Source organism: Acinetobacter sp. NyZ410 (assembly GCF_022828975.1).
Taxonomy (GTDB): Bacteria; Pseudomonadota; Gammaproteobacteria; order Pseudomonadales; family Moraxellaceae; genus Acinetobacter; species Acinetobacter guillouiae.
In genome coordinates, this window is record NZ_CP094620.1 from 1,008,302 (window position 1) to 1,033,726 (window position 25,425).

The following is a 25,425-nucleotide window of genomic DNA, read 5'->3' on the forward strand; positions in this document are numbered from 1 at the left end:
TACTCTAAGCGTAGAAACCTTGCTATAAAAGCAAGGTTTCTACAAATAGCTGTTATAACTGATTTGCCAATCGCTCCCGAATTTCATTCAAACGACACGCTCGAATCAATTGCCCATTTTCAAACACCGTTTTTAACTCACCTTGTTGCTCTTGTTCCATGGTTTGCTGATCAAATAACACAAATCCGTCTTCAGTTTTTTCTACACGAAGTAAACCTTTGGCAGATTTCTTTATACCAGAATCAGTGATCGGATCTTTAAATAATTCACGTGGAACACCGTTGACTTGTCCCCAAGTGGCTTTAACTGCAAAACCAAATGTGTCACGTGTTAAATAGTTATAAGTATAACTACCGATGCCAAAGACCAGATTATTTGAAGCAAAGCCCTTAGCTTCTAGCCCTTGAACAATATTTAAAGCACGTTCCAAAGTAATCGAGTCACCATAAATCAAACCAACACGCTCATTTAAAACTTTATAGCCTTGATCTGTTTCGGTTCCGCCAAAGATTTCCCATAAACATTGCACAGCGCCTTTATAAGCTGGACTGCCCATTTCAGCTTCTGGGTCACCGCAAATGATTTTTACAGGATCACCAGAGTCAGGACGAAAAACCAATTTAGCTAAACCTAAAGCATTTGGCTGGCGAGCTAGAATTTCGTCTTTTAACTCCACAGTAAATTCTGTAATCACTCGCCAAAAATCCCAAGTATCCGATACGATACTGACCACACCTGATGGATAAAGCTCAGTGATTAAACGTCTAAAAGTTTCAATTTCATTGTCTTCACTGCCCATACACATCACACTATGTTCGGTTGCTGGAACTGAAACACCTACAATGCCGTCTGCATCGTAATATTCTTCTGCATAATCAATCGCTGAAACTGCGTCTGTACCGATAAAGCTGGTTAAATGTCCTACACCATTTTGTGTGGCATCATAAATCCCACTCATGCCGCGACTGCTAAAATCATGGCCTTGTACAGCAACGAAGTCTAAAGGTGCACCTGTTTTAATCGCATATGCTGTCAGTAAGCGTTTGTATTCAAATGCAATCGTTGCTGTCGTACAACTTTTCCATAATTCAGCACTGAGTACTGTTTCTAAGTAGTTGGTTAACCAAAAGAACTCAGGCAGGGTATTTACAATAGTGAGTACAGGTACTTTTATATTGACACGGCTGCCTTCTTCTAGCGCCTTGATTCGGATTGGTAAATAGCCTAAGTCATATAAAGCTTCGATATGATCGACTGGTACTGCGCCGTCACCCAATGCGTTATCCATTCTACGTTTATATCTAGCAATGACTTTTGCCTTATCTTGTTGGAAAAAACCTTCATTCCAAGTCTCAATCAAAAAGTGTTTGATAAAGCCTTGTAAGCCAAAGAACACGATTTTATCGTCGAAGTCAGGCAACATTTTTGCTAAACGAGAAGAACGTGGCGTGAAATTGGCATAAACATATTCTGTGCCAACAGGGTACTGGCGTCTGTGATCTGCTTTATAAAAGTCAATTGCATTCAGTGGATTGATTTTTAAGCTCATTCTTATTCTCCAAAATAATTAAAATGAATTGAAACGACTAAATGAAATGACGTTTAGATTTGGGTGTTCAGTTTGTGGAAAGCTCGTCGTGGTAAAAATTTGGTCAACCAAGCCTTCAAATACGTGCATACCTTTACTAAAGATCCCGTGAGTCACATACAAAATCACATGTTGGCAATTTAATTTTTTTAACTCTTGTGCAATACCAATAAAAGTTGCACCACCATCACAAATATCGTCCGTGATCACAGCTGTTTTGCCCGTTAAATCAGTTGCATTGACTTGAGCATTCTGAATTTTTCCTGTGATGGCATCACGTTTTTTTTCACAGTAGACCATTTCGATTTCGTGATCTCTTAAGCTATTGATGACTTTGGCAATCGTTTTGGTCCGTTGTTTTGCACCTGCATCTGGACAGATTAAAACGGTGTCTTGAGCAATTAAAATGTCTTGTAACTTTGAATTTTGCAGAATGATTTCACTTGGTTGAACATTCTCAATCTCAAAAAAATGGGTGTTTTCATTTAAAAGTTTTTCAGTAACACAACTATGTGCATCCCAAACTTTGATTGATTTACGTTGTTGTGGAAATTGCTCAGTATTGATATTTAATAATTTTGTCATCAGTTCTAATGAGAATGCCTGTCCCATCGCACAGATTCGATCTTGGCGTGCATATGGAAAATAGGGGATTTCCAAATCAATTTCTAAACCTTGATTGAGTAATACATTTTCAATTAACAAATAATCCATCAAATCTTGTGTGTTACTGATTTTGGCTTGAATCTGAATTTGCCCTTTCAATGTTTTTAACGTATCTGCTGAAATTTGAACATGTCGTTCACCACCCGCAAACTGAATATTTTGAATAGGGATAATATTGTTGTTTGAATCTTTGACTTGGATAGACATGTTGCTTATACCTATAAGGTGGCTTATTGCCAATACATATATAGTGTCATAAAGCCTATTTAATTATCAATATTACTTTACAAAAGATTACAAACTGCAGTTTTAGAGACCATTAAAATGAATTTATTCATTTTAAGTATTTGTTTTTATTGTGTAATTTAAGATTAAGTGGAACGTTTTTAATGCCGTTTATTATTCGAGATTTCACAGGTTTTAATCCCTAGACATTTATTATGTAAGAAACAGCAGCGGATCGCTAAAAGACGATAGCTATATAAAGACAGCTACGATAAAAAGCCCTTACTATAAGAAAACATGTACTTTAACAAGGCAGGGGGGATGATTCATTCGTTGAAATATTCATGTCCAACTGATACAGAACAATAGATCTTTTAAAAATCAAAAAATGCTCATGTGGATTAAATTATATTGGTATTGAAAGTTCCTTCTTCACCTTTCGAGAAGGTTAGAATGAGGAACTTTTATGTTGAACTCAGTTTTAAAAAGGGCTTTTGAAAGAAGCCGAATAAAAATATTTTAAAATGACTTAAATTATTGAAGGCAGTTAAATAAAGTCGTTCTAATCCAAGAACACGGTAAAGCTTTCAACAGGTTCACGCGGGGTAATAAATGTATTTACAATATGATCTGGATCGGCATAGCCCAATACAACCGCACAGACTAACTCCTCATCATCAGGCGCATTGAGTACCTCTAAGACAATACGATGAAAATGATTCCATGCAGCTTGAGGACAACTGTCTATACCGCGTGCTTTGGCTGCAATCATAACGTTTTGCACCATCATGGAAATGTCCATTTTAGCGCCAGTTCCCATGATTTTATTTACAGTAAAATACAGCACAACAGGTGCATCAAAAAGCTGATAATTTCTTAAATGTTGTGCCGCCATTTTTTCTTTTTCGCTTTTTTGAATCGCCAAAAGTCCATACAGCCCCCAACCATTTTCACGACGACGATCAATAAATGGAGAAATCCAAGTGGTTGGGTAGTATGAAAAGCTCGCAGTATGCTGTTCGGCAAGTTTTGGTCGGGTAAATAATTCGATTTGAGCAGCACATACACGGTCAATCATTTCTTGCCGTTTGTTACCAGTGACGACATATACTTTCCACGGCTGGGTATTTGCTCCTGATGGCGCACGACAGGCAACTTTTAAAATATCTTTAATAATAGATAAATCGATAGGTTTAGCCAAAAATGCACGTACTGAATGACGGCTTGTAATTGCTTGATCTATCACTTGAACCTGTTCTAAAAACATAAAAGTCCTTTATTGGTCTAATTTTTCATCAAATAGACTATATACGATAGTCGTAGAGGCGTAATATTCATTTTTTGAAACTTTAGCTAAGCCCTAGATTATATAATGATTATAGAAATACTAATCTGAAAAAAGAATTGAAATTAAAGTATTATTCGATAAAACTGATTTAATAAAGGGGTTGAGTTACGCTAGATTACAAAGGTGTAAGAATTATACACAAATTGTTACTTTTGGGTTTTAACTTAGTTTCAACGCTTTCATAATTTAATAGCAAGCATATATGTGCAAAGTTTTTTTTATGTGGTGTTTGAGAAACTACTGAAGAAAACAAGAAAAATTGATTTTTTAGCAAAGTATTGGGGTTAAAAGATCAAATTGTACGGATGCACATCATAAATAAGGCTAGGAGTATTTCATGAGTCTATTCACAAATCGTAAGTCATTGATCGTCAAAAGTTTAGCATTAACAGTAACAGCTTTGATGGTAAATACAGCTCAAGCTGCTACTGACAGTCAAGAGATTCAACAATTACGCAATGAAGTTCAAGAATTAAAAGCACTTCTTCAACAGCAACAGCAGCAAGTAAGATTAGTTGAATCTAAAGTTCAAGCAGCGCCATCTTCTTCTTCAGTTGGCTTAAAGTCTAAGTCTGGTGCAGATATCAATATTTATGGTTTTGTTCGTGGTGATGCGAACTATATCATTGAAGGCGGTGATGACGACTTCAACAAAATCAGTTCAACCAATGGCGAAGCGAAAGATAAACTCCGTGCTACAGCAAAAACAACACGTATCGGTTTAGATTTTAATACACCAGTAGGCGATGCTAAAGTTGGTGGTAAAGTTGAAGTTGACTTTGCAGGTAATGGTGTAAATGAAAACCTTCGTATTCGTCATGCTTATTTAACCTATAACAACTGGTTATTTGGTCAAACAACATCTAACTTCCTATCTAGCCATGCGCCAGAAATGATTGACTTTGCAACTAACGCAGGTGGCGGTACTACACGTATTCCACAAGTACGCTATGCATACAATTTGGCACCGACTACAAAATTATTAGTTGCTGCTGAAGAGGGTAATAGTACTGGAGTTACAGGTACAGCAGTTAAATATAGTCTTCCTGTATTAACTGGTAAAATTACACAATCATATGCTGATGGCAACGGTAATGCATCTGCACGTGTTTTAGTGGAAAACTATAAAGATAACAATGTTGGCAAAGATAAGACTGGTTGGGGTGTTGCAGTTGGTACAGACTTTAAAGTTGCTGATCCTTTAAAACTTTTTGCTGATGCATCTTATGTAGTTGGTAATAGCAACTACTTATACGGAAGTAACAATGCATATTCTGTGGTAAATGGTGATATTGAACAGAATGAATTCACTGCGCTTCAAGTGGGTGGGACATATAAAATCTTACCTAACTTACGTTCAACTTTAGCGTATGGTGCATTGTTTGCTGACAACGGTACAGATTTCGCAAAACAGAACCAAACTGCAAATGAAAAAATTCAACAAGCTTGGTTAAACGTGATTTATTCTCCAGCGAAACCGATTGATTTAGGTATCGAGTATATCAACGGTAAGCGTGAAACTTTCGCGGGTCAATCTTATAAAGATAACCGTGTAGGTTTAATGGCGAAATACAATTTCTAATTCCAACTTAGAAATTTATTGATCCAAAAAGCCGAGGAATGATCCTCGGTTTTTTAATGCCTGAGTATTCATGTCAAAATAATCATCAAATCAATATCATTTCAAATAATGAATAATATTGTAAAAACATAAGACATTTGCTTAAAAAAATGCATAATTAACCCACTTTTTTTCTATGTTCATATTATCGTATAGATAAATGACATGTTTTGGCCTGTTCTTGTAAAGCGAATGACTTATGAGGACTGTATTTCTCATTGTTTGATGAAATGATCTTTTATCAATAATAGGAGTAACATCATGACCATTTTCTTTTCTAAATTTTTGCAGCATTGCAATTCTGTTTATATCTAATCGCTAATGTATTTATCGCGATAAGCCTTTTTGATTTTCAATGTTGAAAATCTGCGTTTTATTTTAATTTTTTGTTGTATATATCAGGCAATTAGGTAATCACTAAATCTGAGTGATTTTAAGTCTGCTACTATGGAATAGCATTTCTATATCTATACAACAAAAAATCTAGCCAAAGAATGGACAATTACTTATGGAATTTTCTTTTAATGCCTTCTATACGTTGATTGCAGCGGTCATCGTATTGTTATTGGGTCGTTTCCTGGTCAATAAGATTGATTTTCTCCGTAAATATAATATTCCAGAACCTGTTGCTGGGGGACTTGTTGCCGCAATTTTATCTTTACTCATTCATAATTTCTGGGGCTATAGCATTACCACAAGTAGTGAATTGCAAACCAGTTTCATGTTGGTATTTTTCGCTTCAATTGGTTTAAGTGCAAATTTTGCAAAATTAAAAGAAGGCGGTTTTGGTTTAGTCGTTTTTTTAATTTGTGTTGCCTCATTTATTGTCGTACAAGACTTTGTTGGGATTGGATTGGCAACGGCCATGGGTCTAGACCCGCTGATTGGTTTGATTGCGGGTTCAATTACCCTCACAGGTGGACATGGTACAGCAGGTGCTTGGGGTGAGATTTTAGAAACCCAGCATGGTATTCAAGGTGCATTAGCATTAGGTATGGCAAGTGCAACCTTTGGTTTAATTATTGGTGGGATCATCGGTGGTCCATTGGCCAAGCTACTGATTAACCGTTATCAGTTATCTAATCCAAAGACACAAAAAGAAGTGGATGAGACCAATCAGCAAGCCGTTTCTGATCTTGGTGAATATGTTCCCTTTGAATATCCACATCAAGTCCGTTTGATTACTGCAGATAATGCGATTACTACATTGGGACTTTTTGCAGCATGTTTGGCTTTTGCTGAATTTATGACAGGTTACAGTAAAGGACAATGGTTTGAGCTGCCAACATTTGTTTGGGCGCTCGCTGGCGGTGTTATTCTTCGAAATGTGCTTGAAGGCATTTTAAGAGTTAAAATGTTTGATCGTGCGATCGATGTGTTTGGTAATGCAGCACTGTCACTTTATCTAGCAATGGCTTTACTTTCATTAAAACTTTGGCAGTTAGCAGATTTAGCCGGGCCATTGGTGATTATTTTGAGTGCACAAACATTAACGATGGCTTTATATGCTGCTTTCGTGACATTCCGTGTAATGGGGAAAAATTACGATGCAGCGGTATTGGCTGCAGGGCATTGTGGTTTTGGTATGGGTGCAACACCAACAGCTGTTGCAAATATGCAGGCCATTACCAATATGTACGGTCCTTCACATAAAGCATTTTTGATTGTTCCGCTTTGTGGTGCTTTTTTTGTCGACTTGATTAATGCAACAGTGATTCAATTAATTCTAAAATTTATCGCTTAATCTTTAGATTTAAAAAGCCAGTGATATCACTGGCTTTTTAAATGAAATTCAGCAAGGCATAATGAATAAATAAAAGACTAGGAATACTGATAAAAATTGAAATTTTAAGTTTTAAACTCAATAGCATTAAACAGGCTGTGAGAATATCTAATGGATTGCCCATGGTTTTTTGTAGCATGGGGACGATCACAGACAGGATAAATCCAACAACTACGGCATTGATGAGCATTACAGAATTTTCAATATAACGATTCTCAAGTTGCTTAGACCAGTAAGGCAAAGCTAAAAAAACAAAGAAAAAAGAAGGTAGAAAGATGAACAGTGTTGTTATGGCAGCATTAACAATGGGAAAAGCTGTAAGGGGCAAATATGCACCAAGATAACTGGCAAAGCTAAACAGTGGTCCTGGCATAAATTGCGCAAGTGTGTAGCCTAATTCAAAATCTTGTTTACTGATTAGCCCTGTATTGACAAGGTCTTGGTGCAGCATAGGAAGAACCACATGGCCACCACCAAAGACCAAAGCGCCTGTTTTATAAAAACTAAAACTGGCTTGAAAGAACAGCTTGTTGGAAAAAAGCATTGCCAAGCACAAGGCGAAAAAGATTGAAATAAAGCCAATCAACCAGATTGAATGATGACGATGAGCGGTTGGTAAGGTATTAAAATTTATATGCTGTTTTTCGATAGCAAGATCATTTGAATCCTTTTGAATATATGCAAATCGCGTCATTAAAACGGCTAAACAACCAGTACCGAGAATAATCACAAGTTGTATCCAAGCATTGGAAAACAGCAGGAGCAACCCAGTACTAACAAGCATTAAGGCAAAATGTAGTTTGGTTTTACAATAGCTTTTAAACATCTGTAAAAAAGCAAAGACAATAATTGCCAAGATGATTGAGTGGATTGTTGAAAATAAGATTAAATTAAAAACTGGATGTTGCTGAATGAATCGTGCTAAGCCAAACATTAGCAAGGCTGAAGGAAGGGTAAACCCAATCCAAGCCACAATTGCACCTAAATGTCGATGTTGTAAATAGCCGATAGCCATACCCATTTGACTACTACTTGGGCCTGGGAGTAGTTGGGTAAGTGCAAGCAGTTGAGCATATTGCTGCTCATTTAACCAATGCTTTTTCTCTACAAAAGCCTGTTTAAAGTACACTAAATGTGCGGCTGGGCCACCAAAGCTGCTACAGCCTAATTTTAAAAAAATCCAAAAAATTTCAAAAAGTGTGGGCATATTTTTAGGATTATTTTAGACACTGATTTTTATAATCTAATCGAAAATCATGACAGAATAAATAAATACAACAGCAAATCATTGCAAATTATGCTTAGATACATGCGAATTTAGATTGTGTCATGATCTGAGAGTATATGTCATTGTTAAATAAAACCTTAGCTGCTTTGTTTTGTGGTTTATTGCTAACTGCATGCGCACATTCACCCGAAAAAAAATCTCAAGCCAGTAGCTTAGCAACCCAACAGGTTTTAGAAGCCACTTCACGATTGGACAATACTTTTTATCAATACAAACAATTGTCAAAGAAAAAGCCTGTGATTGCTTTGGTTTTAGGCAGTGGGGGCGCGCGTGGTTATGCCCACATTGGTGTAATCGAAGTGCTGGAACAACATGGTATTAAGCCTGATTTTATTGTTGGAACAAGTGCGGGAAGTATCGTTGGTTCAATTTATGCCAGTGGGAAATCGCCTGAACAATTACGTCAAATTGCACTCAATATGAAAGTGGGTGATGTACGCGATTTTAAAATTGGGATGAAAGGTTTTTTTGACGGGCAAAAAGTTGAGGATTATGTCAATAAGCAAATCGATCAAATGCCTTTGGAAAAGATGAAGATCCCGATGTATGTGGTTGCTACAGAATTACAAAATGGTGAAAAAACAATTTTTAATTATGGCAATACTGGGCAAGCTGTAAGAGCTTCTGTATCTATTCCAAGTATGTTTATTCCCACAAAAATTAAAGGTAAAGAATATGTAGATGGTGGCTTGGTTAGCCCAGTACCCGTGAATATCGCCAAAGAATTAGGTGCAGATATCGTGATTGCAGTGGATATATTGGCACAACCTGTTAATACTGAAACCACGAATGTCTGGGGGCTGTTTAACCAAAATATCAATATCATGCAAAATCGATTAGCAGCAGAAGAATTAAAAAATGCAGATATTGTGATTCAGCCAGATTTACGCGAAAAAGCGCATATTTTTGATGTAAAAGGCCGTCAGGATACCATGCAAGCCGGAATCGATGCTGCCAATCAACGTATGCATGATCTAGATGTGGTTATTGCCAGTAAAAAAAGTCTTGAAACTGCTCAGCAGCAATATCAAGTTCAAAACTAAGATCAATCGTAATAGATCCATTTAAAAATATTATGCTTTTATCACTGTATGATTATTTGAATAAGGATGATGTGCTATAGCGGTCATCTGTTTATTTAAATCTATGATGATTAAATTTGTTATGGGTAAAAGTAAGAATTGTGACACTATCCCATACTATTCTTGGAATCATCCCTGTAAACATTGATCATTGTTATCAAATTCAACACCAATTATCGGATCAGCAAAGACTTAGATATGGCAAGATTGCAGCGCGAATATTGTAAAAAATAGAAAATGATTGATAAACCAATAAGATATACCTCAAATAAATGACTATAGTCATAATCATAAATTGAGAGAATGGTCAATTGCCGAATTAAACATGTTTTTTAGCTGAAAAGATATATAATAATAGACTTAAATCTCCTGCCAAAATAGAGTCTAGAATACGATGTCTCCATTAGATCAAATGATCCCAGCTACAGATGACCAGTCAGAATTAACCATGTCCGTTTTGATGACCCCAGATATGGCAAACTTTTCAGGTAATGTACACGGTGGAACCATCCTTAAGTTGCTTGATCAAGTCGCTTATGCATGTGCAAGTCGTTATTCAGGTAGTTATGTTGTAACACTTTCAGTCGATAAAGTGAATTTCAAAGAGCCAATTCATGTGGGTGAAATGGTCAGCTTCCTTGCCAGTGTCAACCATGTTGGTCGTACCTCCATGGAAATCGGGATTCGTGTTGAAGCACAAAATATCCAAAAACGTACAGTACGCCATACCAACAGTTGCTATTTCACCATGGTGGCCGTAGATGAAAATGGTAAGCCACAGCAAATTCCAGCTTTAAATCTGGATAATGATTGGAAACGCTGTCGTTTTGAAGCGGCTGAGCAACGTAAAGTGGCGCGTTTACAAGAAAATCATCATCCTTCTTGCAGTATTTATAAAAAAGCTTCAAATGGTTAATTGATTGCATTGCCCCCTCGTTGCCAATGAGGGGGAGTTGTAGATATTAATATTAGATAGTCTCAAAATTTAAATGAAATGTAGTCAGCGTGATACGACCTTTTTGACAGCACTAAGCTTAAGGTATAGACGCTTAAACATAAATTCAAACGATAAAAATTTGATAAAGACAGAGCAGTACTTTTAATTGACTTTGTTAAGAACACGTCCATCTACAGTCATGCTCCATGTCCCATTGGCAGTTTGTTGCGGTGCTTGAGAAACTTTAAACTCAGTTGAAAGTGGTCCAATGCCAGCACTAAAGTTATTGCCTTCAAATTTAGAAATTGGGGCAGATACAGATGAACTTGAATTAGGTTGTTTATTGCTATATTCAACGCGGCCTTCAGGTGTAATCATCAAATTTACACTGCCATCCTCACTTTGCCACGTGCCTGAGTAGTTTTGCTTATCTGTCGGTAACGGTTTGCTACATGCAACAAGTAGGGTGCTGATGACGCCTAAACCGATCAGTTTTTTTAACATTTTAAATTCCTCGTTAGTCTTGATATGTCAGGTTTTAATTATAAATTTATCAATTTTACAAACTGATTTAAGTGCAAAATAGTATAGCTGAATTATTCAATAATTCGAATTAGAAAAGCACTCAGGGGGCGTAATGGGCATATGTACCAGTTATCTTAAAGGTTAAAGATCAGAAAAATAATGTTGTTATGATGATTTTAAATTTTTTTTAAAGTGCAATTTATATAAAAAATATTCTAAATTATTGGTTTGGATCAATCGCGATACTGTGGGTAAATCACATTTAATCTTTTCTGTAGTTTAGAGCCTTTATGAAAGGATGGAATTTATTTTTTTAGAAAGGAGCACTTTGCTTTTGCATATAAATTAATCAAACTTAGCGATATTTTGATTATACTCAAAGCACGATAAAAATGGATTTAAAAACAATAGACTTCCTTCATAAATCATTTTTCAATCAATTTAATTGTTTATCTTTCACCCAATCTAAATTGTATATGCCAGCAAGTAAATTAAACCGCAGGTTTAATCTTTTACGACGATTTCTATATACACAAGATAAAATCTTAAAACATTTCATCCTTCCAAATACATGCTCTACTTGAATTCGTCTACGACCAATCTCTCTATTTAACTTTTTTAATTCAGAATCTAATTTTTCAGTTTTCTTTGCTTTAGATGGCATGAGGCATCCAAAACCCAATTTTTTTATCCCTAAATACCCCTTATCAACGATAAAAAAGGGCTTAAATTTTAATTTCCTCATACTTTTTTTAAATATTTTAAAATCATGCATGCTTCCATGACTTCCACATACACTCAGTATTTCACCTGTTGTATAGTGCATAGATAGCTGAAATTTAAAGGTATGTCGCTTTTTTTTACCGCTATACCATTTCTTCTGTTTTTTTTGGACGTTGAACTAATATTTCAGTTGCATCAATCACAACAACTTCCCAATCCACTTCATCTCGATTAGGAAGTTGTTTTGGCAAGTTAAATTTTCCAGAACGGATTAAGGTATCTTCAATAACACGTGTGATACGAATTGCACTCGTTTCAGATACACCGTAACTCATACCAAGATGGAAAAATGTTCGATATTCTCTCCAATATTCTATACATAAGAGCAAGCGATCTTCCAACGGTAATTTATGCGGTCGTCCTTTACCAATATGACGAGGTAAATGCTTATTTAGCTCGGCCAACATGAGGTTAAATGTAGCCCAACTAACACCGGTAAGCCTACGAAACTTAACGTCTGATAATTTTTGAATATCTTTGAATTTCATCCAAGGATTATCCCTTGAATTAAATAATTTTGCTGATTAATTTAAGATCAAATAAATTGTACGTTTTTTGATTTATGACGGAAGTCTAATGAAACTTTATACCAATGCTCATTCTCGTGGAAATACCATTTTACCTTTATTAAAAGAATTAGATATCGAAGATCAAGTCGAAATTATTCAAGTGGATTATAAAGACTTGAATCAGCCTGAATATTTGGTACTGAATCCGATGGCTAAGATTCCTTTTTTAGTGGATCAAGGTTCTGTCATTTCTGAGACGCCGGCAATCTTTGCATATTTAGCAGACAAATATATTGAGAAAGGTTTCGCACCCGCATTGAATGATCCTAAGCGTGGAGAATATTTAAAATGGTTATTCTTTTGCCACGGACCTGTGACTGAGTTTATGGATATTAAAAGCTTAGGTATTTCAACAGAACAAATTCAGGAACGGAGAAGAAGTCTAGGCTTTGGTACAGAAGAAACAATTTATAACTTTATTAAAGTTGGGCTAAAGCAAGCAAATCCTTATTTGCTGGGGCATCAAATTTCTGCGGCGGATTTGTTTTTAGCATACTGGCTGATCTTCGCCATCTCTTTTAAAATTGTGCCATATCTAGACGAATTTAAGCCGTTTATTCAGTTGATTCAACAGCGTGATACCGTAAAAGATGTCGCTTGGATTCAGGCAGTTTAGCGGAGTTTGTTCAAGGATGAATATGGTTTAAAAAATGGATTTTAAATTTATCTGGATGATTCCGAATAGTGACAATTTAAATATTATTGGTTGCTTTACAGATAAAGTAGCTGCTGAAAAATACATTTATGATCATTAGCTTAAGTGAATAACATCAGAAAAAATAAAAGACTAAATCGCAGCATGATCTAGTCTTTTTATTCAGATCGTCTTTTCAGACAACCCAATTGCTAACTCGGGAGGAGTATTAAATCTTATTGACCTGCTTGAGGAGCAGAAGTCGCTGGAGCTTCAGCAGCGCTTTCAGTCGCAGGTTGAGCTGTAGGTTGGCCAGCAGCTTGAGTATCTTCAGCTGCAGCTGGTTGTTCTTGAGTTGATACAACAACTTGTTCAGCTTCAGTTGCAGCTGTATCAGTAGCAGCAAAAGTTGAGAAAGCAGTGAAAGCAAGTGTAGTAGCTAAAAGTGTTTTAACGAGTTTCATTTTTTGGCATCCTTAATTCATTGAATTGATCGTATAACGACCTGTGAGAGCGTCAGTTGTTAAATGCGTTGCTGATCACAGGGAGTAGTGTCATGCTAAGTGCAGATGAAAAAATGGGCAACCTAAGCAACAAAGCGTAACAGACAGGTTTACATGTTTAAAACAAATCATTGTATTATGTTGCTTTTTTGTGACTCATTGACTTTTACCAATAGGTAAAAATGTATGTAAATATGAAAAGTTGATTAAAAAATACACCACACTGTTACTTACAATTAACATTCACGATGCAATCTTCATGAATGGTGTATTGGAGTTTTGGATTGTTTTTGTAATTTTAATTTAAAAAATAGATTTAAAACCTGAAATTATTGGCACATTTTCAGTAATAATAAGAAGCGTCGCGATAACCATCAATTTCTTTCATTTAATCTGCTGAGTCGATCCTTTGAAGATTTTAAGCCAAAAAACAGTCAAAACTCATATTATTTCTGGTTTTTTAGGGGCTGGAAAGACCACCTTATTACAGCATTTGCTTCAACAGAAGCCAGAAAATGAAACGTGGGCGGTTCTGATGAATGAGTTTGGACAGATTGGTGTAGATCAGCAATTGTTACCACAAGATTCAGGCTATGAAGTAAAAGAATTACTCGGTGGCTGTTTATGTTGCGCAGGACAATTGCCTATGCAAATTGCCTTGTCTCGATTGATTTATGATAAACAACCCGATCGACTATTTATAGAACCCACAGGCTTAGGTCATCCCGCTCAACTTTTGACACAATTGACTGAACCTCAATGGCGAGCGCAAATTGATATGCGTGCATTGGTGACAGTAATTGATGGGAGTCGCTTACATGATTCTGAATGGGTGAATCAAGAGCTTTATCAAGATCAGTTAAAAGCTGCACAAATTGTTGTGGTTTCACATGCAGATAGTATGTCTGCGTCTGATCATGAGGTATTAAACCAGTTTAAAAATGATTACTTTGCTTATATTCAAACTTGGGTATTGGCAGAGCAGGGTAATCTTGATATTCAACAGCTGGATCTATCCCATCAAGGGGTTGAGAGAAAAGTTGTACCGCTGATTCAAGTGCAAAAGCAATTTAACCCCGATGAAGTACTGCCTGTGGTTAAACAATTGCCTTATCACTATGTTGAAACGGCTAATGGATATACTGTGGCAGGTTGGAAATTTTCAAAGCGTTGGCTATTCGATTTTTATGACTTGTTAGATGTCTTATGTGAGCAAAAAGACTGGTTGCGGATCAAAGGGATATTCAATACCAATCAAGGTTGGATGACATTTAATTTTAATCCCGAAAATTTGAATTATAAATCGGGTGAAGAAAGCTTGGATAATCGGATTGAACTCATTAGCCAGCACAATCGTGATTGGGAAAGTTTAGAAACGGCTTTGTTGAATTGTCGAATTGATCAGGCGGAAAAAACGCAGTAATCCTTTTGAAAATCTTATAGACTGTGCGCCATATTTAAGAACTTTTTGGAACTTTCATGGCATTAAAAGCAACAATTTATAAGGCTGATCTCAATATTGCCAATATGGATGTGCATCAATATGGTGATTATCAATTCACGATGGCATTACATCCGTCTGAAACGATTGAACGCTTAATGGTGCGTGTATTGGCATATGCTCGTTTTGCAGATGAACGTTTGGAATTTACCAAAGATTTATTTGAAACTGATGAACCTGCTTTATGGGAAAAGGATTTAACCGGACAGTTGATTAAATGGATTGAAGTTGGTTTGCCTGACGAAGACAAAGTTAAAAAAGCGGCAGCGCGTTGTAAAGAAGTGGCTGTCATCGCCTATGGTTCAGCCGTTGCAGAATGGTATAAAAGAAGTTCTAAACTCAAAACCTTGTCAAATGTTCAGGTATGGCAATTGTCTGAGGAGACGACAACTGCAATTCAAGCTTTATGTCAACGCACCATGCAATTGCAATTAAATGTTATGGATGGTGAGTGGACCTTGATTGGTGATGATGCTCAAGCTGTGATTGAATGGACTCAGTTACAGTAATCATTGTTGCTCAATAAAAATTGACAAGAAAAGCAAGCGAATCGCTTGCTTTTTTTTGCTCAAATTTCGTATACCTAGAGTGATAAAAATAGTTATGTAGAAAATCAATGAATAATGACATCTACCATTTACTGATGGCTTTGGCGATTGGTGCGATTATTGGTGCAGAGCGTGAGTATCGCAGTAAGTCAGCAGGGTTACGTACCATGATTATGGTAAGTTTAGCATCCTGCTTATTCACCATACTTTCAATTAAAATTGGGGTACAAAATCCTGATCGTTTGGCAGCAAATATTCTGACGGGTTTGGGGTTTTTAGGTGCTGGGGTTATTTTTAAAGATGATAACCGAATTTCAGGGATTACCACTGCAACAACAATTTGGATGGTGGCTGCATTAGGTATGGCCGCTGGTGCAGGTTATGAATATTTAGCATTTGTTGGAACGCTACTGGTACTGGTTGTTTTAGTATTTCTCGTCTATTTTCAAGAAAAAATTGAAGCGATTCATCAAGCTCGTAATTACAGGATTTTATGTGATTATCAGCAAGAGACCTTAGATAAATATGAAGAATTGTTTAAGCAATACAATATGAAAATTTTACGTGGTGTACAAAATAAAACTGAAAAACAGATTGTTGGGCGCTGGGTGTTAATTGGATCTGCACAAAATCATAAAAAACTCACAAACTATTTGCTTTTAGATCAAGAGATTAAAGAGTTAAGTTTCTAAAATAAGAAAAAAGTGTGGTTGATTTATTCAATCTTTTATTCATCAAATTTTCAGCTTAACGATTTAATCTAAGCAATTGTATAAAGTATTGGAGTAAACCGATGCGAGATCCTTATGAACGTGTTATCCATTTTAATCAGTCGCGAGATGAGCGATTTCTAGCAATCAAATATAAATTAATGGCGAGTAGTGCTTTCCGTTTTTTCCGTGGTTCATGTCATTTATATTATGAAGATTTGGCAAGCCAACAAACATGGAAAGATCAAACCATCACTTGGATTTGTGGTGATTTGCATGTCGAAAATTTTGGCAGTTATCGTAGTCGACATCAGGTGGTTTATTTTGATTTAAACGATTTCGACGAGGCGATTTTGGCCCATCCAACGTGGGATGTGTCGCGTTTTATTTGTAGTATATTTTTAGCTGGCAAAGAGCTGAATATCGGCAACGATGATTTAAAAACGATTGCAGCACAACTGCTAGATGAGTATTTAAATGCACTTCGTATAGGGAAAGCTTATGCAGTAGAAAAAGAAACCGTCGATGGTATTTTAAAGAAATATATTGCAACCGTTTCTGAACGTGATCCTGTGGCATTTATTGAAGCGCGTTGTTCTTTAGATAAAACAAGTGATCGACGCTATTTGGTGATTGATCAGAAAAAATATTTTAAAATAGAATCCAAAAGCTTATATACGGCGCTGATAAAAACATTTTCTGAGAATTTACAAAAACTCAATACGAAAAATCAATCAAATTTTCAAGTATTAGATGTTGCAGTACGCATTGCGGGAACAGGAAGTATCGGTTTAAATCGCTATGTATTTTTAGTTTATCATCGTGAAAATAAAACCTATACGTTATTCGATATGAAACAGGCCCAAGCTTCCTCTCTAAGCTTGTCTCCATTTCTAAAAATAGAGCAACCAGAATGGGATGATCAAGCGCAACGCATTCAATTCATCCAAACACTCATGCAGTACCAAATCCCGGCTCAGTTATCACGGCTAGACTTTCAAGGACAAGCGTATATTGTCAAAGCATTACAACCCGAACAAGATAAAATTGATTTTAAACAGTGTGTAGATAAACCTAAAAAATTTACCGATGCCTGCTATAACATGGCCCGATTAATTGCTTATGCTCAATTGCGTTCGGCAGGGCGTAAAGGTTCTTCAACAGCAGATGAATTAATCAATTTCGCAGAACAAGCAGAACTTTGGAAAACGCAATTGTTGAAATACACGTATAATTACGCCCAACAAGTTGAGCAAGATTATCAAAGTTTTTGTAAAAGTTATGCCGAATATCGTACTGAACAAAAGACAGTGCTGAGTAAAGCTTTGCACAAACCCGAATGATGAATAGGAATAATGTATGTCAAATGAATTAGAAATTATCGACTTAAAAGTTGGTGAAGGTAAAGAAGCAGTAAAAGGTGCTTTGATTACAACTCATTATACTGGCTGGTTGGAAGACGGAACCAAATTCGATTCTTCAATTGATCGTGGCAATTACTTTGAAACAGTGATTGGAACAGGGCGTGTAATCAAGGGCTGGGATCAAGGCATTATGGGGATGAAAGTGGGCGGTAAACGTAAATTGATCGTTCCTGCACACTTGGCGTATGGCGAGCGTAAAATGGGCAAAATTATTCCAGCAAATTCTAATCTGATTTTTGAAATTGAACTTTTTGATGTCAAAACACGTGATTAAATCTGTGAAATGTCTGAGCTAATTTAGCCCTCAACATGGACGCAAAAATAGAGATCAATTGATCTCTATTTTTTATGTCTAATGAAGCATCTATTGACTACACTGTCTTATGTTAGTGATGTTGAGAGAGTCTTCTTGATTTCTGTATATATTACTCAGATAAAAGTATCATTCGAATCCGACTTTATGCGCTTAATATTTAGCTAATAGTGTGATTTTAAACACAATCGTTTTATTTTTTTGTTTATTATTTGCTCAATACTTAACAATCATCTACAATACTTTTGTCTTAAAAGTGTTTAAATGTCATAAATAAATAATTCTGCTCAGAGTTATTTTTTAAGGTTCGTTTCAGTTTTATTCTTTTAAATCATCGTTGTAAAACCTCTGGCTCAATTCGTCTTGAAAAAGGATTTTAGTATTTCAATATTGATGTACTACGGACGGATTCAGATTTAAAACAATGATGATCGAGTATTTAAATATATGCTAAGCCGTTACTTTTCTCCTTCAGCGATGATATGCGTAACACTATTGTTTTCGTCCTTTTATAATAGTGCAATGGCAGAAGTAGACCAAGTTGCTACTGAAACTCCAATCGAGCATGAATTACCTAAAATTGATTTAAATACGCTGACGATTATTGGTTATCATGAAATTACGCCGAACCATGATGCAGTGATTCCAGACTATGCTGTGACCACGAAACAGTTTGAGCTGCATTTAGATTGGCTACAAAAAAATGGCTATAATTTTGTCAATGTAGACCAGATTATTAAAGCCAACGAAGGTAAATATAAACTACCCACCAAACCTGTATTGTTGACTGTAGATGATGGTTATCAATCTTTTTATCAATATGCATATCCGGTCATTAAACAACGTAAAATTCCTGTTGTACTCGCTGTCGTTGGCTCATGGTTAGAACCTAAAGCCAACGAAATGGTTCAATTTGGAGATGAAAAATTAGCACGTAAAAAACTTTTGACTTGGGATGAACTTAAAACCATGCAAAAGAGTGGCTATGTAGAAATTGGTAGCCACAGTTATAATTTACATCGTGGTATTTTAGGCAATCCTCAGGGCAACTCTGAGCCTGCCGCTGTCACACGCGAATACGATCCAAAAAGTAAATCCTATGAATCTGACAAAGTCTATGCAGATCGTATTTTTAGTGATTTGAAAAAAAATAATAAATTATTGCAATCGCATAGTTTAAAAGCACCACGTGTGATGGTGTGGCCATATGGTCGTTATAATATGGAAGCGGTTGCTTTGGCTAAAAAAGTCGGTATGCCGATTACCATTAGCTTAGATGATGGTCCAGACCATATTGAAAAATCCTTAGGTCATTTGAACCGTATTCTTGTCGAAGGCAATATGACCACGGATTCTTTGGCACAAGAAATTCAAAGCCGTCAGATGAACTTTACTGACAATAACCGCCCACAAAAAGTCATGCATGTGGATTTAGACTATATCTATGATCCCGATGAAGCGCAGCAAGAGAAAAACTTAGGTCATCTGTTAGACCGTATTCGTGAAATGAATGTCACCACGGTATTCTTACAGGCGTTCGCTGATCCAGATGCGAATGGGTCAGCCGATATGGTGTATTTCCCAAATCGTTATCTGCCAATGCGTGCAGATTTGTTTAACCGTGTTGCATGGCAGATTCAAACGCGTACCCATGTGAGTCGTTTATATGCATGGATGCCTTTGTTGGCTTGGGACTTACCTGCTTCAAATCCTGCATCTAAAGATGTGGTGGTGACTCAGCAAGCCAAAGACAGCGATCATTTAAATATGGGATATCATCGTTTAAGCCCATATTCACCAGAAGCACGTAAAGTAATTGAAGGCCTATATCAGGATTTAGCAAAATCGACGACGTTTGATGGCATCTTGTTCCATGATGATGCAACACTTTCAGATTATGAAGATGCTAGTCCAGAAGCGATTAAAGCCTATCAAAAAATTGGTTTACCAGCCGATTTAGAAGAAATTCGTAATGATGATGCAAAATTGCAAAAATGGACTGATTTTAAAACCAAGACCATTGATAACTTTGCAATGGATTTGGCGCAAAAAGCACGTTATTACCAACCATTCTTACTGACTGCACGTAACTTATATGCTCAAGTTGCACTTTCAGCATATTCGGAAAACTGGTATGCCCAGTCTTTAGAACAATCGATTAAAAATTATGACTTTACTGCAATTATGGCAATGCCGTATATGGAACAGGCGCCAGATGCAACTAAGTTTTATAAAGATTTAGTACAAAACGTGAAGAAACAACCCAATGGGATTAAAAAGACGATTTTTGAGTTACAAGCAGTGAACTGGCGTAATAATCAAAAGATTCCAACCTCGGAAATTGCTCAAACAATTCAGTCTTTGTATCAACAAGGTGTGATGCATGTGGGTTACTACCCAGATGATCCAATAGAAGATCATCCAAATACTGCTGAAATGCGTAAAGTATTTGATTCTAAACCACAACGATTGGTTCCTTAAGGTCTGATATGAGTGCATTTCAACACCTGTGGCAATCCGTATTAAACTTTATCTTCTATTATCCATTATTTATGTCGTATCTATGGATGATAGGCGCTTTAATTTTCTATTGGAAAGAACGTAAAGAGCCGCCATATACTCAACCGCCAACCTTGGAAGAATATCCTTTAGTTGCTGTGCTTGTGCCGTGTTTTAACGAACAAGACAATGCGGATGAGACCATTAGTCATGCATTGAAGTTGAATTATCCAAACTTTGAAGTCATTGCGATTAATGATGGGAGTTCTGACAATACTGCAGAAATCTTAAATGCGTTGGCATTGAAGTATGACAAGCTTCGCGTTGTACATTTGGCTGAAAACCAAGGTAAAGCCATGGCTTTACAAGCGGGTAGTTTGCTTACCGATGCTGAGTTTTTAATTGGTATTGACGGTGATGCGTTACTTGATCCATATGCTGCACAGTGGATGATTCGTCATTTTCTCAATAATCCTACCGTTGCAGCTGTGACAGGAAATCCGCGTATTCGTACCCGTTCGACTTTGCTTGGACGGATTCAAGTTGGCGAATTTTCTTCAATTGTCGGTATGATTAAACGTGCACAACGTACTTTTGGTCGTTTATTTACAGTTTCTGGTGTGATTACTGCATTTCGTAAAAGTGCTGTACATGAGGTGGGCTATTGGTCACCAAACATGTTGACAGAAGATATTGATATTACTTGGAAATTGCATCGCGCGGGTTGGGAAGTAAAGTTTGAACCGAATGCCTTGGTTTGGATTTTAATGCCTGAAACCTTTGATGGTCTATGGAAACAACGCTTACGTTGGGCTATGGGTGGCGCTCAAGTTTTAATTAAGAATTTTGATGTATTATTTAAACCGAAGCTGAATTTTCTATGGCCTTTGATTATTGAGCTGATCCTCACCTTAGTCTGGTCATATTTAATGCTGATTATGGTGATTTTCTGGATTTTGCATTTGCTGCTACCGTATGCAGGATTCCCTGCAATGAGTTCTCCATTATTACCGATGGGAACAGGTATTTTACTCGGTACAACTTGTTTACTGCAGTTCGCAATCAGTAAGTGGATGGATAGTCGTTACGAATCGAGTTTAGTGAAAAACTACTATTGGATGATTTGGTATCCCTTTGTATTTTGGTTGATTACAGTAACGGCAAGTATTGTTGCATTTCCAAAAGTTCTTTTACGTGGAGAAAGTAAAAGAGCACGTTGGGTTAGCCCAGATCGTGGTATGCGACATGATGACTAACATTTTAGTCAGAATAAGTTTTGAGATACGAATATGAAAACAAACTCTTTAATTATTGATGTACGTAAGCAGTTACCGTGGCATCGTCGTTATTTCTCCACGACAATGACGGCTATGCTGTGGGCATTTTGGTTACTGCTTTGGAGACCTATTGTCATCTTAGTGGGATATCTTTCACTTGAGAAACCACAACTGGTACATTATTTCTTTAATGCTTTTGCAAAAGCATTAGAAAGCGGATTATTTGCGTTGATTGCTTGTGCGATTTCTTTGTGGTTATGGAGTAACTTTGTTCCAGCGAAGACCAAAAAGGAAGCAGAAGCTAAATCTACACAAGAGTATGCCGAGCATTTCAACCTGAATGTGGATGATCTTATACATTCTCGTCAGCAAAAAATTGCTACAGTTCATCATGATGCTGATGGTCGCATCACATATATTGACTAATGGCTTAGTCAGCAAAAGTCCCACAGGTTGGGGCTTTTGTTTTCACAGGGAAACATAGATGTCCGCAAAAATAAACTCGGCAGAAAGTATTCGAGGTTTAGCTTGTTTAGCTGTCGTATTTTCTCATCTTGCAATGAGTTTTTTTCCATTTTTACATCATTTTGATCCTAATGAGAAAACAGATTTGGCTTGGGTGTATGCCATACATCATTTGCCTTTTGGTTTTCTCTACTCAGGTGATGCAGCTGTTTTTGTATTTTTTGTCTTAAGTGGCTTTGTGCTCAGTTATGCGATTTTAAAAAGCCCTCAACAATTTCATGCAAAAATTAACAATATGATGATTAAACGCTATCCACGTTTAATGATTCCAGCACTGACTTCATGTGTCATCATTTGGTTGGTCCTTAAAGTCATCCATATTGATAGTAGTCATGTGGGGGCTTGGCTACATGCATTTGCGATACAAGATTTTAGTTTTAAACATGCAGTATATGAAGGAACTATAGGCGCATTTTTATTCTCAGAAAGTGATATAAACTGGGTGTTATGGACGATGACGATTGAGCTTATGGGCTCATTTGCATTATTTTTTCTACTCTATTTGTATCATTATAAACATATTGCTTTTTGGCTAGGCTCACTTTTAATTCCTTGTCTTGCATTTTTTTGGCGAGGGCAAGGCTTTAGTTTTGGGATTTCCAGTTTTATTATTGGTATCTATATTTATTTATATGCCAAGCCACTTTCAAATGTGGTAGCTATTCCTATGCTATTGATTGGCCTATATTTGGCGGGTGCACATAATACCAGTGCAGCCTATAGCTGGGTTCATCATATTTTAGGAGAGAATACTTATGATTATAGTAATTTCATCGCTGGGATTTTAATTGTTTATAGTGTATTGATGAGTCCATTACTGTCTAAAGGCTTAGATCACCCGATTTTAGTCTGGTTAGGAAAGTTATCTTTTTCTATTTATCTATTACATCTAATGATGCTGTATTTAATCTGTATTCCACTATTTAACTTATTTTTAAGTTGGCATTGGAGTTATTCTCTCGCTGTAATCTGCTCAGGGCTAACTGCGATTGCAGTCACTTTGGTTGCTGCAAATTTTTATAGTGATTATGTCGATCAGTTGGCTATTAAGGTCAGTAATAAAATTGCTGACAAGGTTTTAAATTAGTCCTTTAAAAACTCGCATACAATTTGCAAATATTGTTTACAATTTAAGATGTATTGAGTTGTTTTTTAGACATTAAAAAATTGATAAATATCGTGATTTAATCAAGTATGGGCGACTCATTTTTAGCATGGATCGCTTATATGCATCTGTTCAAATCCATTGTTATTTCATTGATCGCAATGAGCGTTCAATTTACTCAAGCAGCCCCATTAAATGCTCAGCAAGCATTGACTGATGCACCGCCAATGAGTTTGTTTGAATCGTGGAATACACCCATTCAGCCCTTTAAAATTTTTAATCATGTCTATTATGTCGGTACTGAAAATTTATCTTCGGTACTGTTTGATACGGGTGATGGTTTGGTTTTAATTGATAGTGGGATTGATCAGTCGGCAGTGCAGATTAAAGCCAATATTGAAAAATTGGGGTTTAAAATCACAGATGTAAAATACCTACTTAATAGTCATGCGCGTCTAGATCAAGCTGGTGGTTTTGCCAAATTAAAACAATGGAGTGGTGCTAAATTGGTCGCAAGTGCTGCCAATGCCGAAATGCTAGAAAATGGCGGCGTGACTGATTTCGCTTTAGGTAAGCAATTGCCTTTTCCATCTGTAGCTGTAGATATTATCATCAAAGATGGGCAACAGTTAAAGCTCGGTCGTCAAATTTTTACAGCACATGCGACGCCAGGCCATTTACCAGGTGCAACCTCTTGGACAACAGATATCCGTTATCACTTTAAAAATTATAAAGTTATCTATGCCGACAGTTTATTTACGGGCGGTTATTATTTGTTAAATAATAACAATTATCCAAATCTAGTTTCAGACATACGTCACACATTTAAAACTTTGGATGCAATCCATGCAGATATTTTTCTTGCCAATAAAGCGGATCGTTTCCATATGAAGCAGAAATTAGCCAAATTGAATGCAGGTGATAAAAAAGCATTTATTGATCAGACGGGTTTACAAAATTATGTAGCGAAGGGGAGAGTTGAATTTGAACAACAATTACAGCAGCAACAACGCTTAGCGCAGTTTAAAACATTGCAATAATAAATTTAAAATAAAACATGCTATATGCGTTATATAGCGTGTTTTATTTTAAATATTGCTATAATTCAGATAAAACTGATCATTTATTTTTAAATGATATATAACAGATAACGGCTTATCCTAAAATATAGAAAATTGAAATGAAAATACAATATATCAAACAGTTATTATTCATTTGTAGTGTCGTGATCACGTCATCTATATATGCACAAGAATTTCAACAACTCAATATTCAAACGCAGCTTGCAAAACAATGCCATCAAGATGATGAAGACATATTTTCACCTCAAACTTATCAATTGCGCTCGACAAAAGTCGTATTAAAAACTTATTCTTGTACCAGTAAAAAGCAAGACAGAGAACAATATTATTCGGCCTATGGGATACAATTGGGCTCTAAAAAATCATTATATTTAGTCGATCAACAGGTGGATGCCAGTGGTTATGTTGGTGTTAAATCTGAACAAGTGGATGCTGATACCATTGTGTTTGACAGTATGTATGAACGTGGCGGCGATTTAGTGATTGTGTGGATGCCAGATTTACAACAAATCTATCATGTGAAAGTTCATTATATGGCTTCAGATGAAGGCGGGGTAAAGCTGTATCGTAAAAATGATCAGATTTTTATTCAAAAAATTGATTTAAAAGCGCTTAAAGATGATCAACCGATATATAAAAATATAGGAAAACCCGTAATACTCAAAAAGGTGCTAGGCAAAGGGATCGTATTTGCTTCAGGTGATCTAAAAGCATTACAAAATTAAAATAAGAGATCTGGTTGATCTATATAAAGAAAACAATTGTTACGTTTAAGCTGGGTATCTCTAGTGAGATAGTTATACAATTTACTGGGTAAACTATTAAAAAAACAATCAAAATACTCAGCTTTAAACTTAGCTCATGAGTCTGAACTGGGGCGTATTATATG

Annotated in this window: 22 protein-coding genes and 2 pseudogenes; 16 read left to right on the plus strand and 8 right to left on the minus strand. The window is 36.3% G+C overall.

The genetic code is table 11. The annotated features are described in order from the left end of the window. Positions 1-52 precede the first annotated feature (52 nt). The 3 genes from MTO68_RS04660 to MTO68_RS04670 all read right to left on the minus strand — a co-directional run bounded on the left by MTO68_RS04660 (position 53) and on the right by MTO68_RS04670 (position 3,746). Entirely contained in the window at positions 53-1,549 is a 1,497-nt protein-coding gene (locus MTO68_RS04660) for a nicotinate phosphoribosyltransferase (protein WP_244015228.1), read from the minus strand. A gap of 18 nt (positions 1,550-1,567) precedes the next feature. Further along, positions 1,568-2,461 (minus strand): phosphoribosyltransferase family protein, encoded by an 894-nt coding sequence (locus MTO68_RS04665; RefSeq protein WP_096733362.1) that lies wholly within the window; start codon positions 2,459-2,461, stop codon positions 1,568-1,570. Positions 2,462-3,041: 580 nt separating this feature from the next. Next, positions 3,042-3,746, minus strand: coding sequence for a nitroreductase (locus MTO68_RS04670; RefSeq protein WP_244015230.1), 705 nt, complete (start codon positions 3,744-3,746; stop codon positions 3,042-3,044). A gap of 418 nt (positions 3,747-4,164) precedes the next feature. Between MTO68_RS04670 and MTO68_RS04675 the strand changes: the two genes are divergently transcribed. Further along, positions 4,165-5,409 carry a DcaP family trimeric outer membrane transporter gene (locus MTO68_RS04675; protein ID WP_244015231.1) on the plus strand — a complete coding sequence of 415 codons (1,245 nt, stop codon included), beginning with the start codon at positions 4,165-4,167 and terminating at the stop codon, positions 5,407-5,409. A 547-nt stretch (positions 5,410-5,956) separates the two neighbouring features. Then, the gene (gene gltS, locus MTO68_RS04680; protein ID WP_004819437.1) at positions 5,957-7,192 is read left to right on the plus strand and encodes a sodium/glutamate symporter; all 1,236 of its coding nucleotides are present in this window, start codon (positions 5,957-5,959) and stop codon (positions 7,190-7,192) included. A 37-nt stretch (positions 7,193-7,229) separates the two neighbouring features. On the opposite strand, the gene chrA is transcribed toward gltS, so the two are convergent. Continuing rightward, positions 7,230-8,438: a chromate efflux transporter gene (gene chrA, locus MTO68_RS04685; RefSeq protein ID WP_244015233.1), complete on the minus strand. Its 1,209-nt coding sequence runs from the start codon at positions 8,436-8,438 to the stop codon at positions 7,230-7,232. Positions 8,439-8,692: 254 nt separating this feature from the next. On the opposite strand from chrA, the pseudogene MTO68_RS04690 reads away from it, so the two are divergent. Then, a pseudogene (locus tag MTO68_RS04690) lies at positions 8,693-9,562 on the plus strand (patatin-like phospholipase family protein); the annotation flags it as partial. 433 nt (positions 9,563-9,995) lie between these two features. After that, complete coding sequence (locus MTO68_RS04695; RefSeq protein WP_004722691.1) at positions 9,996-10,517, plus strand: acyl-CoA thioesterase; 522 nt, start codon at positions 9,996-9,998, stop codon at positions 10,515-10,517. Between the two features lie 183 nt (positions 10,518-10,700). On the opposite strand, the gene MTO68_RS04700 is transcribed toward MTO68_RS04695, so the two are convergent. The 3 genes and pseudogenes from MTO68_RS04700 to MTO68_RS04710 form a co-directional block, all read right to left on the minus strand. Beyond that, the gene (locus MTO68_RS04700) at positions 10,701-11,042 is read right to left on the minus strand and encodes a hypothetical protein (RefSeq protein ID WP_004819444.1); all 342 of its coding nucleotides are present in this window, start codon (positions 11,040-11,042) and stop codon (positions 10,701-10,703) included. Positions 11,043-11,499: 457 nt separating this feature from the next. Then, positions 11,500-11,892, minus strand: a pseudogene (locus tag MTO68_RS04705) (transposase family protein); the annotation flags it as partial. A 37-nt stretch (positions 11,893-11,929) separates the two neighbouring features. Continuing rightward, positions 11,930-12,334: a transposase family protein gene (locus MTO68_RS04710; RefSeq protein ID WP_008942454.1), complete on the minus strand. Its 405-nt coding sequence runs from the start codon at positions 12,332-12,334 to the stop codon at positions 11,930-11,932. 88 nt (positions 12,335-12,422) lie between these two features. Between MTO68_RS04710 and MTO68_RS04715 the strand changes: the two genes are divergently transcribed. Further along, on the plus strand, positions 12,423-13,031 hold the full coding sequence (locus tag MTO68_RS04715) for a glutathione S-transferase family protein (RefSeq protein WP_244015235.1): 609 nt from the start codon (positions 12,423-12,425) through the stop codon (positions 13,029-13,031). Between the two features lie 254 nt (positions 13,032-13,285). Here the strand turns inward: MTO68_RS04715 and MTO68_RS04720 are convergent, their stop codons facing one another. Then, on the minus strand, positions 13,286-13,513 hold the full coding sequence (locus MTO68_RS04720) for a hypothetical protein (protein WP_004722685.1): 228 nt from the start codon (positions 13,511-13,513) through the stop codon (positions 13,286-13,288). A gap of 448 nt (positions 13,514-13,961) precedes the next feature. Between MTO68_RS04720 and MTO68_RS04725 the strand changes: the two genes are divergently transcribed. The 11 genes from MTO68_RS04725 (at position 13,962) to MTO68_RS04775 (ending at position 25,261) form a co-directional block, all read left to right on the plus strand. Next, positions 13,962-14,975: a CobW family GTP-binding protein gene (locus MTO68_RS04725; protein WP_244015237.1), complete on the plus strand. Its 1,014-nt coding sequence runs from the start codon at positions 13,962-13,964 to the stop codon at positions 14,973-14,975. 56 nt (positions 14,976-15,031) lie between these two features. Further along, complete coding sequence (locus MTO68_RS04730; protein ID WP_244015238.1) at positions 15,032-15,562, plus strand: YaeQ family protein; 531 nt, start codon at positions 15,032-15,034, stop codon at positions 15,560-15,562. Between the two features lie 107 nt (positions 15,563-15,669). Next, positions 15,670-16,293, plus strand: coding sequence for an MgtC/SapB family protein (locus MTO68_RS04735; RefSeq protein WP_004819450.1), 624 nt, complete (start codon positions 15,670-15,672; stop codon positions 16,291-16,293). 101 nt (positions 16,294-16,394) lie between these two features. Continuing rightward, the gene (locus MTO68_RS04740) at positions 16,395-17,654 is read left to right on the plus strand and encodes a DUF2252 family protein (protein WP_244015240.1); all 1,260 of its coding nucleotides are present in this window, start codon (positions 16,395-16,397) and stop codon (positions 17,652-17,654) included. Between the two features lie 16 nt (positions 17,655-17,670). Then, positions 17,671-18,009 carry an FKBP-type peptidyl-prolyl cis-trans isomerase gene (locus MTO68_RS04745; RefSeq protein ID WP_004722677.1) on the plus strand — a complete coding sequence of 113 codons (339 nt, stop codon included), beginning with the start codon at positions 17,671-17,673 and terminating at the stop codon, positions 18,007-18,009. A gap of 561 nt (positions 18,010-18,570) precedes the next feature. Then, entirely contained in the window at positions 18,571-20,529 is a 1,959-nt protein-coding gene (pgaB, locus tag MTO68_RS04750) for a poly-beta-1,6-N-acetyl-D-glucosamine N-deacetylase PgaB (protein ID WP_244015242.1), read from the plus strand. Positions 20,530-20,537: 8 nt separating this feature from the next. Continuing rightward, complete coding sequence (gene pgaC, locus MTO68_RS04755) at positions 20,538-21,803, plus strand: poly-beta-1,6-N-acetyl-D-glucosamine synthase (RefSeq protein ID WP_004819456.1); 1,266 nt, start codon at positions 20,538-20,540, stop codon at positions 21,801-21,803. Positions 21,804-21,836: 33 nt separating this feature from the next. After that, positions 21,837-22,250 (plus strand): poly-beta-1,6-N-acetyl-D-glucosamine biosynthesis protein PgaD, encoded by a 414-nt coding sequence (pgaD, locus tag MTO68_RS04760; RefSeq protein WP_004819458.1) that lies wholly within the window; start codon positions 21,837-21,839, stop codon positions 22,248-22,250. Between the two features lie 58 nt (positions 22,251-22,308). Then, positions 22,309-23,436, plus strand: coding sequence for an acyltransferase (locus tag MTO68_RS04765; protein ID WP_244015244.1), 1,128 nt, complete (start codon positions 22,309-22,311; stop codon positions 23,434-23,436). A gap of 140 nt (positions 23,437-23,576) precedes the next feature. Continuing rightward, complete coding sequence (locus MTO68_RS04770) at positions 23,577-24,494, plus strand: HARLDQ motif MBL-fold protein (protein WP_244015246.1); 918 nt, start codon at positions 23,577-23,579, stop codon at positions 24,492-24,494. Positions 24,495-24,634: 140 nt separating this feature from the next. Then, positions 24,635-25,261, plus strand: coding sequence for a hypothetical protein (locus tag MTO68_RS04775; protein ID WP_244015248.1), 627 nt, complete (start codon positions 24,635-24,637; stop codon positions 25,259-25,261). Positions 25,262-25,425 lie beyond the last annotated feature (164 nt).

Excerpts from the sequence above, each read along its gene's own strand:
- pgaB (WP_244015242.1), top strand. The coding sequence starts at position 18,571 with ATGGCAGAAGTAGACCAAGTTGCTACTGAAACTCCAATCGAGCATGAA.
- MTO68_RS04765 (WP_244015244.1), top strand. The coding sequence starts at position 22,309 with ATGTCCGCAAAAATAAACTCGGCAGAAAGTATTCGAGGTTTAGCTTGT.
- MTO68_RS04660 (WP_244015228.1), bottom strand. The coding sequence starts at position 1,549 with ATGAGCTTAAAAATCAATCCACTGAATGCAATTGACTTTTATAAAGCA.
- MTO68_RS04695 (WP_004722691.1), top strand. The coding sequence starts at position 9,996 with ATGTCTCCATTAGATCAAATGATCCCAGCTACAGATGACCAGTCAGAA.
- pgaC (WP_004819456.1), top strand. The coding sequence starts at position 20,538 with ATGAGTGCATTTCAACACCTGTGGCAATCCGTATTAAACTTTATCTTC.
- MTO68_RS04700 (WP_004819444.1), bottom strand. The coding sequence starts at position 11,042 with ATGTTAAAAAAACTGATCGGTTTAGGCGTCATCAGCACCCTACTTGTT.
- MTO68_RS04675 (WP_244015231.1), top strand. The coding sequence starts at position 4,165 with ATGAGTCTATTCACAAATCGTAAGTCATTGATCGTCAAAAGTTTAGCA.
- MTO68_RS04770 (WP_244015246.1), top strand. The coding sequence starts at position 23,577 with ATGCATCTGTTCAAATCCATTGTTATTTCATTGATCGCAATGAGCGTT.
- pgaD (WP_004819458.1), top strand. The coding sequence starts at position 21,837 with ATGAAAACAAACTCTTTAATTATTGATGTACGTAAGCAGTTACCGTGG.
- gltS (WP_004819437.1), top strand. The coding sequence starts at position 5,957 with ATGGAATTTTCTTTTAATGCCTTCTATACGTTGATTGCAGCGGTCATC.
- MTO68_RS04710 (WP_008942454.1), bottom strand. The coding sequence starts at position 12,334 with ATGAAATTCAAAGATATTCAAAAATTATCAGACGTTAAGTTTCGTAGG.
- MTO68_RS04665 (WP_096733362.1), bottom strand. The coding sequence starts at position 2,461 with ATGTCTATCCAAGTCAAAGATTCAAACAACAATATTATCCCTATTCAA.
- MTO68_RS04670 (WP_244015230.1), bottom strand. The coding sequence starts at position 3,746 with ATGTTTTTAGAACAGGTTCAAGTGATAGATCAAGCAATTACAAGCCGT.
- MTO68_RS04740 (WP_244015240.1), top strand. The coding sequence starts at position 16,395 with ATGCGAGATCCTTATGAACGTGTTATCCATTTTAATCAGTCGCGAGAT.
- MTO68_RS04730 (WP_244015238.1), top strand. The coding sequence starts at position 15,032 with ATGGCATTAAAAGCAACAATTTATAAGGCTGATCTCAATATTGCCAAT.
- MTO68_RS04735 (WP_004819450.1), top strand. The coding sequence starts at position 15,670 with ATGAATAATGACATCTACCATTTACTGATGGCTTTGGCGATTGGTGCG.
- MTO68_RS04745 (WP_004722677.1), top strand. The coding sequence starts at position 17,671 with ATGTCAAATGAATTAGAAATTATCGACTTAAAAGTTGGTGAAGGTAAA.
- chrA (WP_244015233.1), bottom strand. The coding sequence starts at position 8,438 with ATGCCCACACTTTTTGAAATTTTTTGGATTTTTTTAAAATTAGGCTGT.
- MTO68_RS04720 (WP_004722685.1), bottom strand. The coding sequence starts at position 13,513 with ATGAAACTCGTTAAAACACTTTTAGCTACTACACTTGCTTTCACTGCT.
- MTO68_RS04775 (WP_244015248.1), top strand. The coding sequence starts at position 24,635 with ATGAAAATACAATATATCAAACAGTTATTATTCATTTGTAGTGTCGTG.
- MTO68_RS04715 (WP_244015235.1), top strand. The coding sequence starts at position 12,423 with ATGAAACTTTATACCAATGCTCATTCTCGTGGAAATACCATTTTACCT.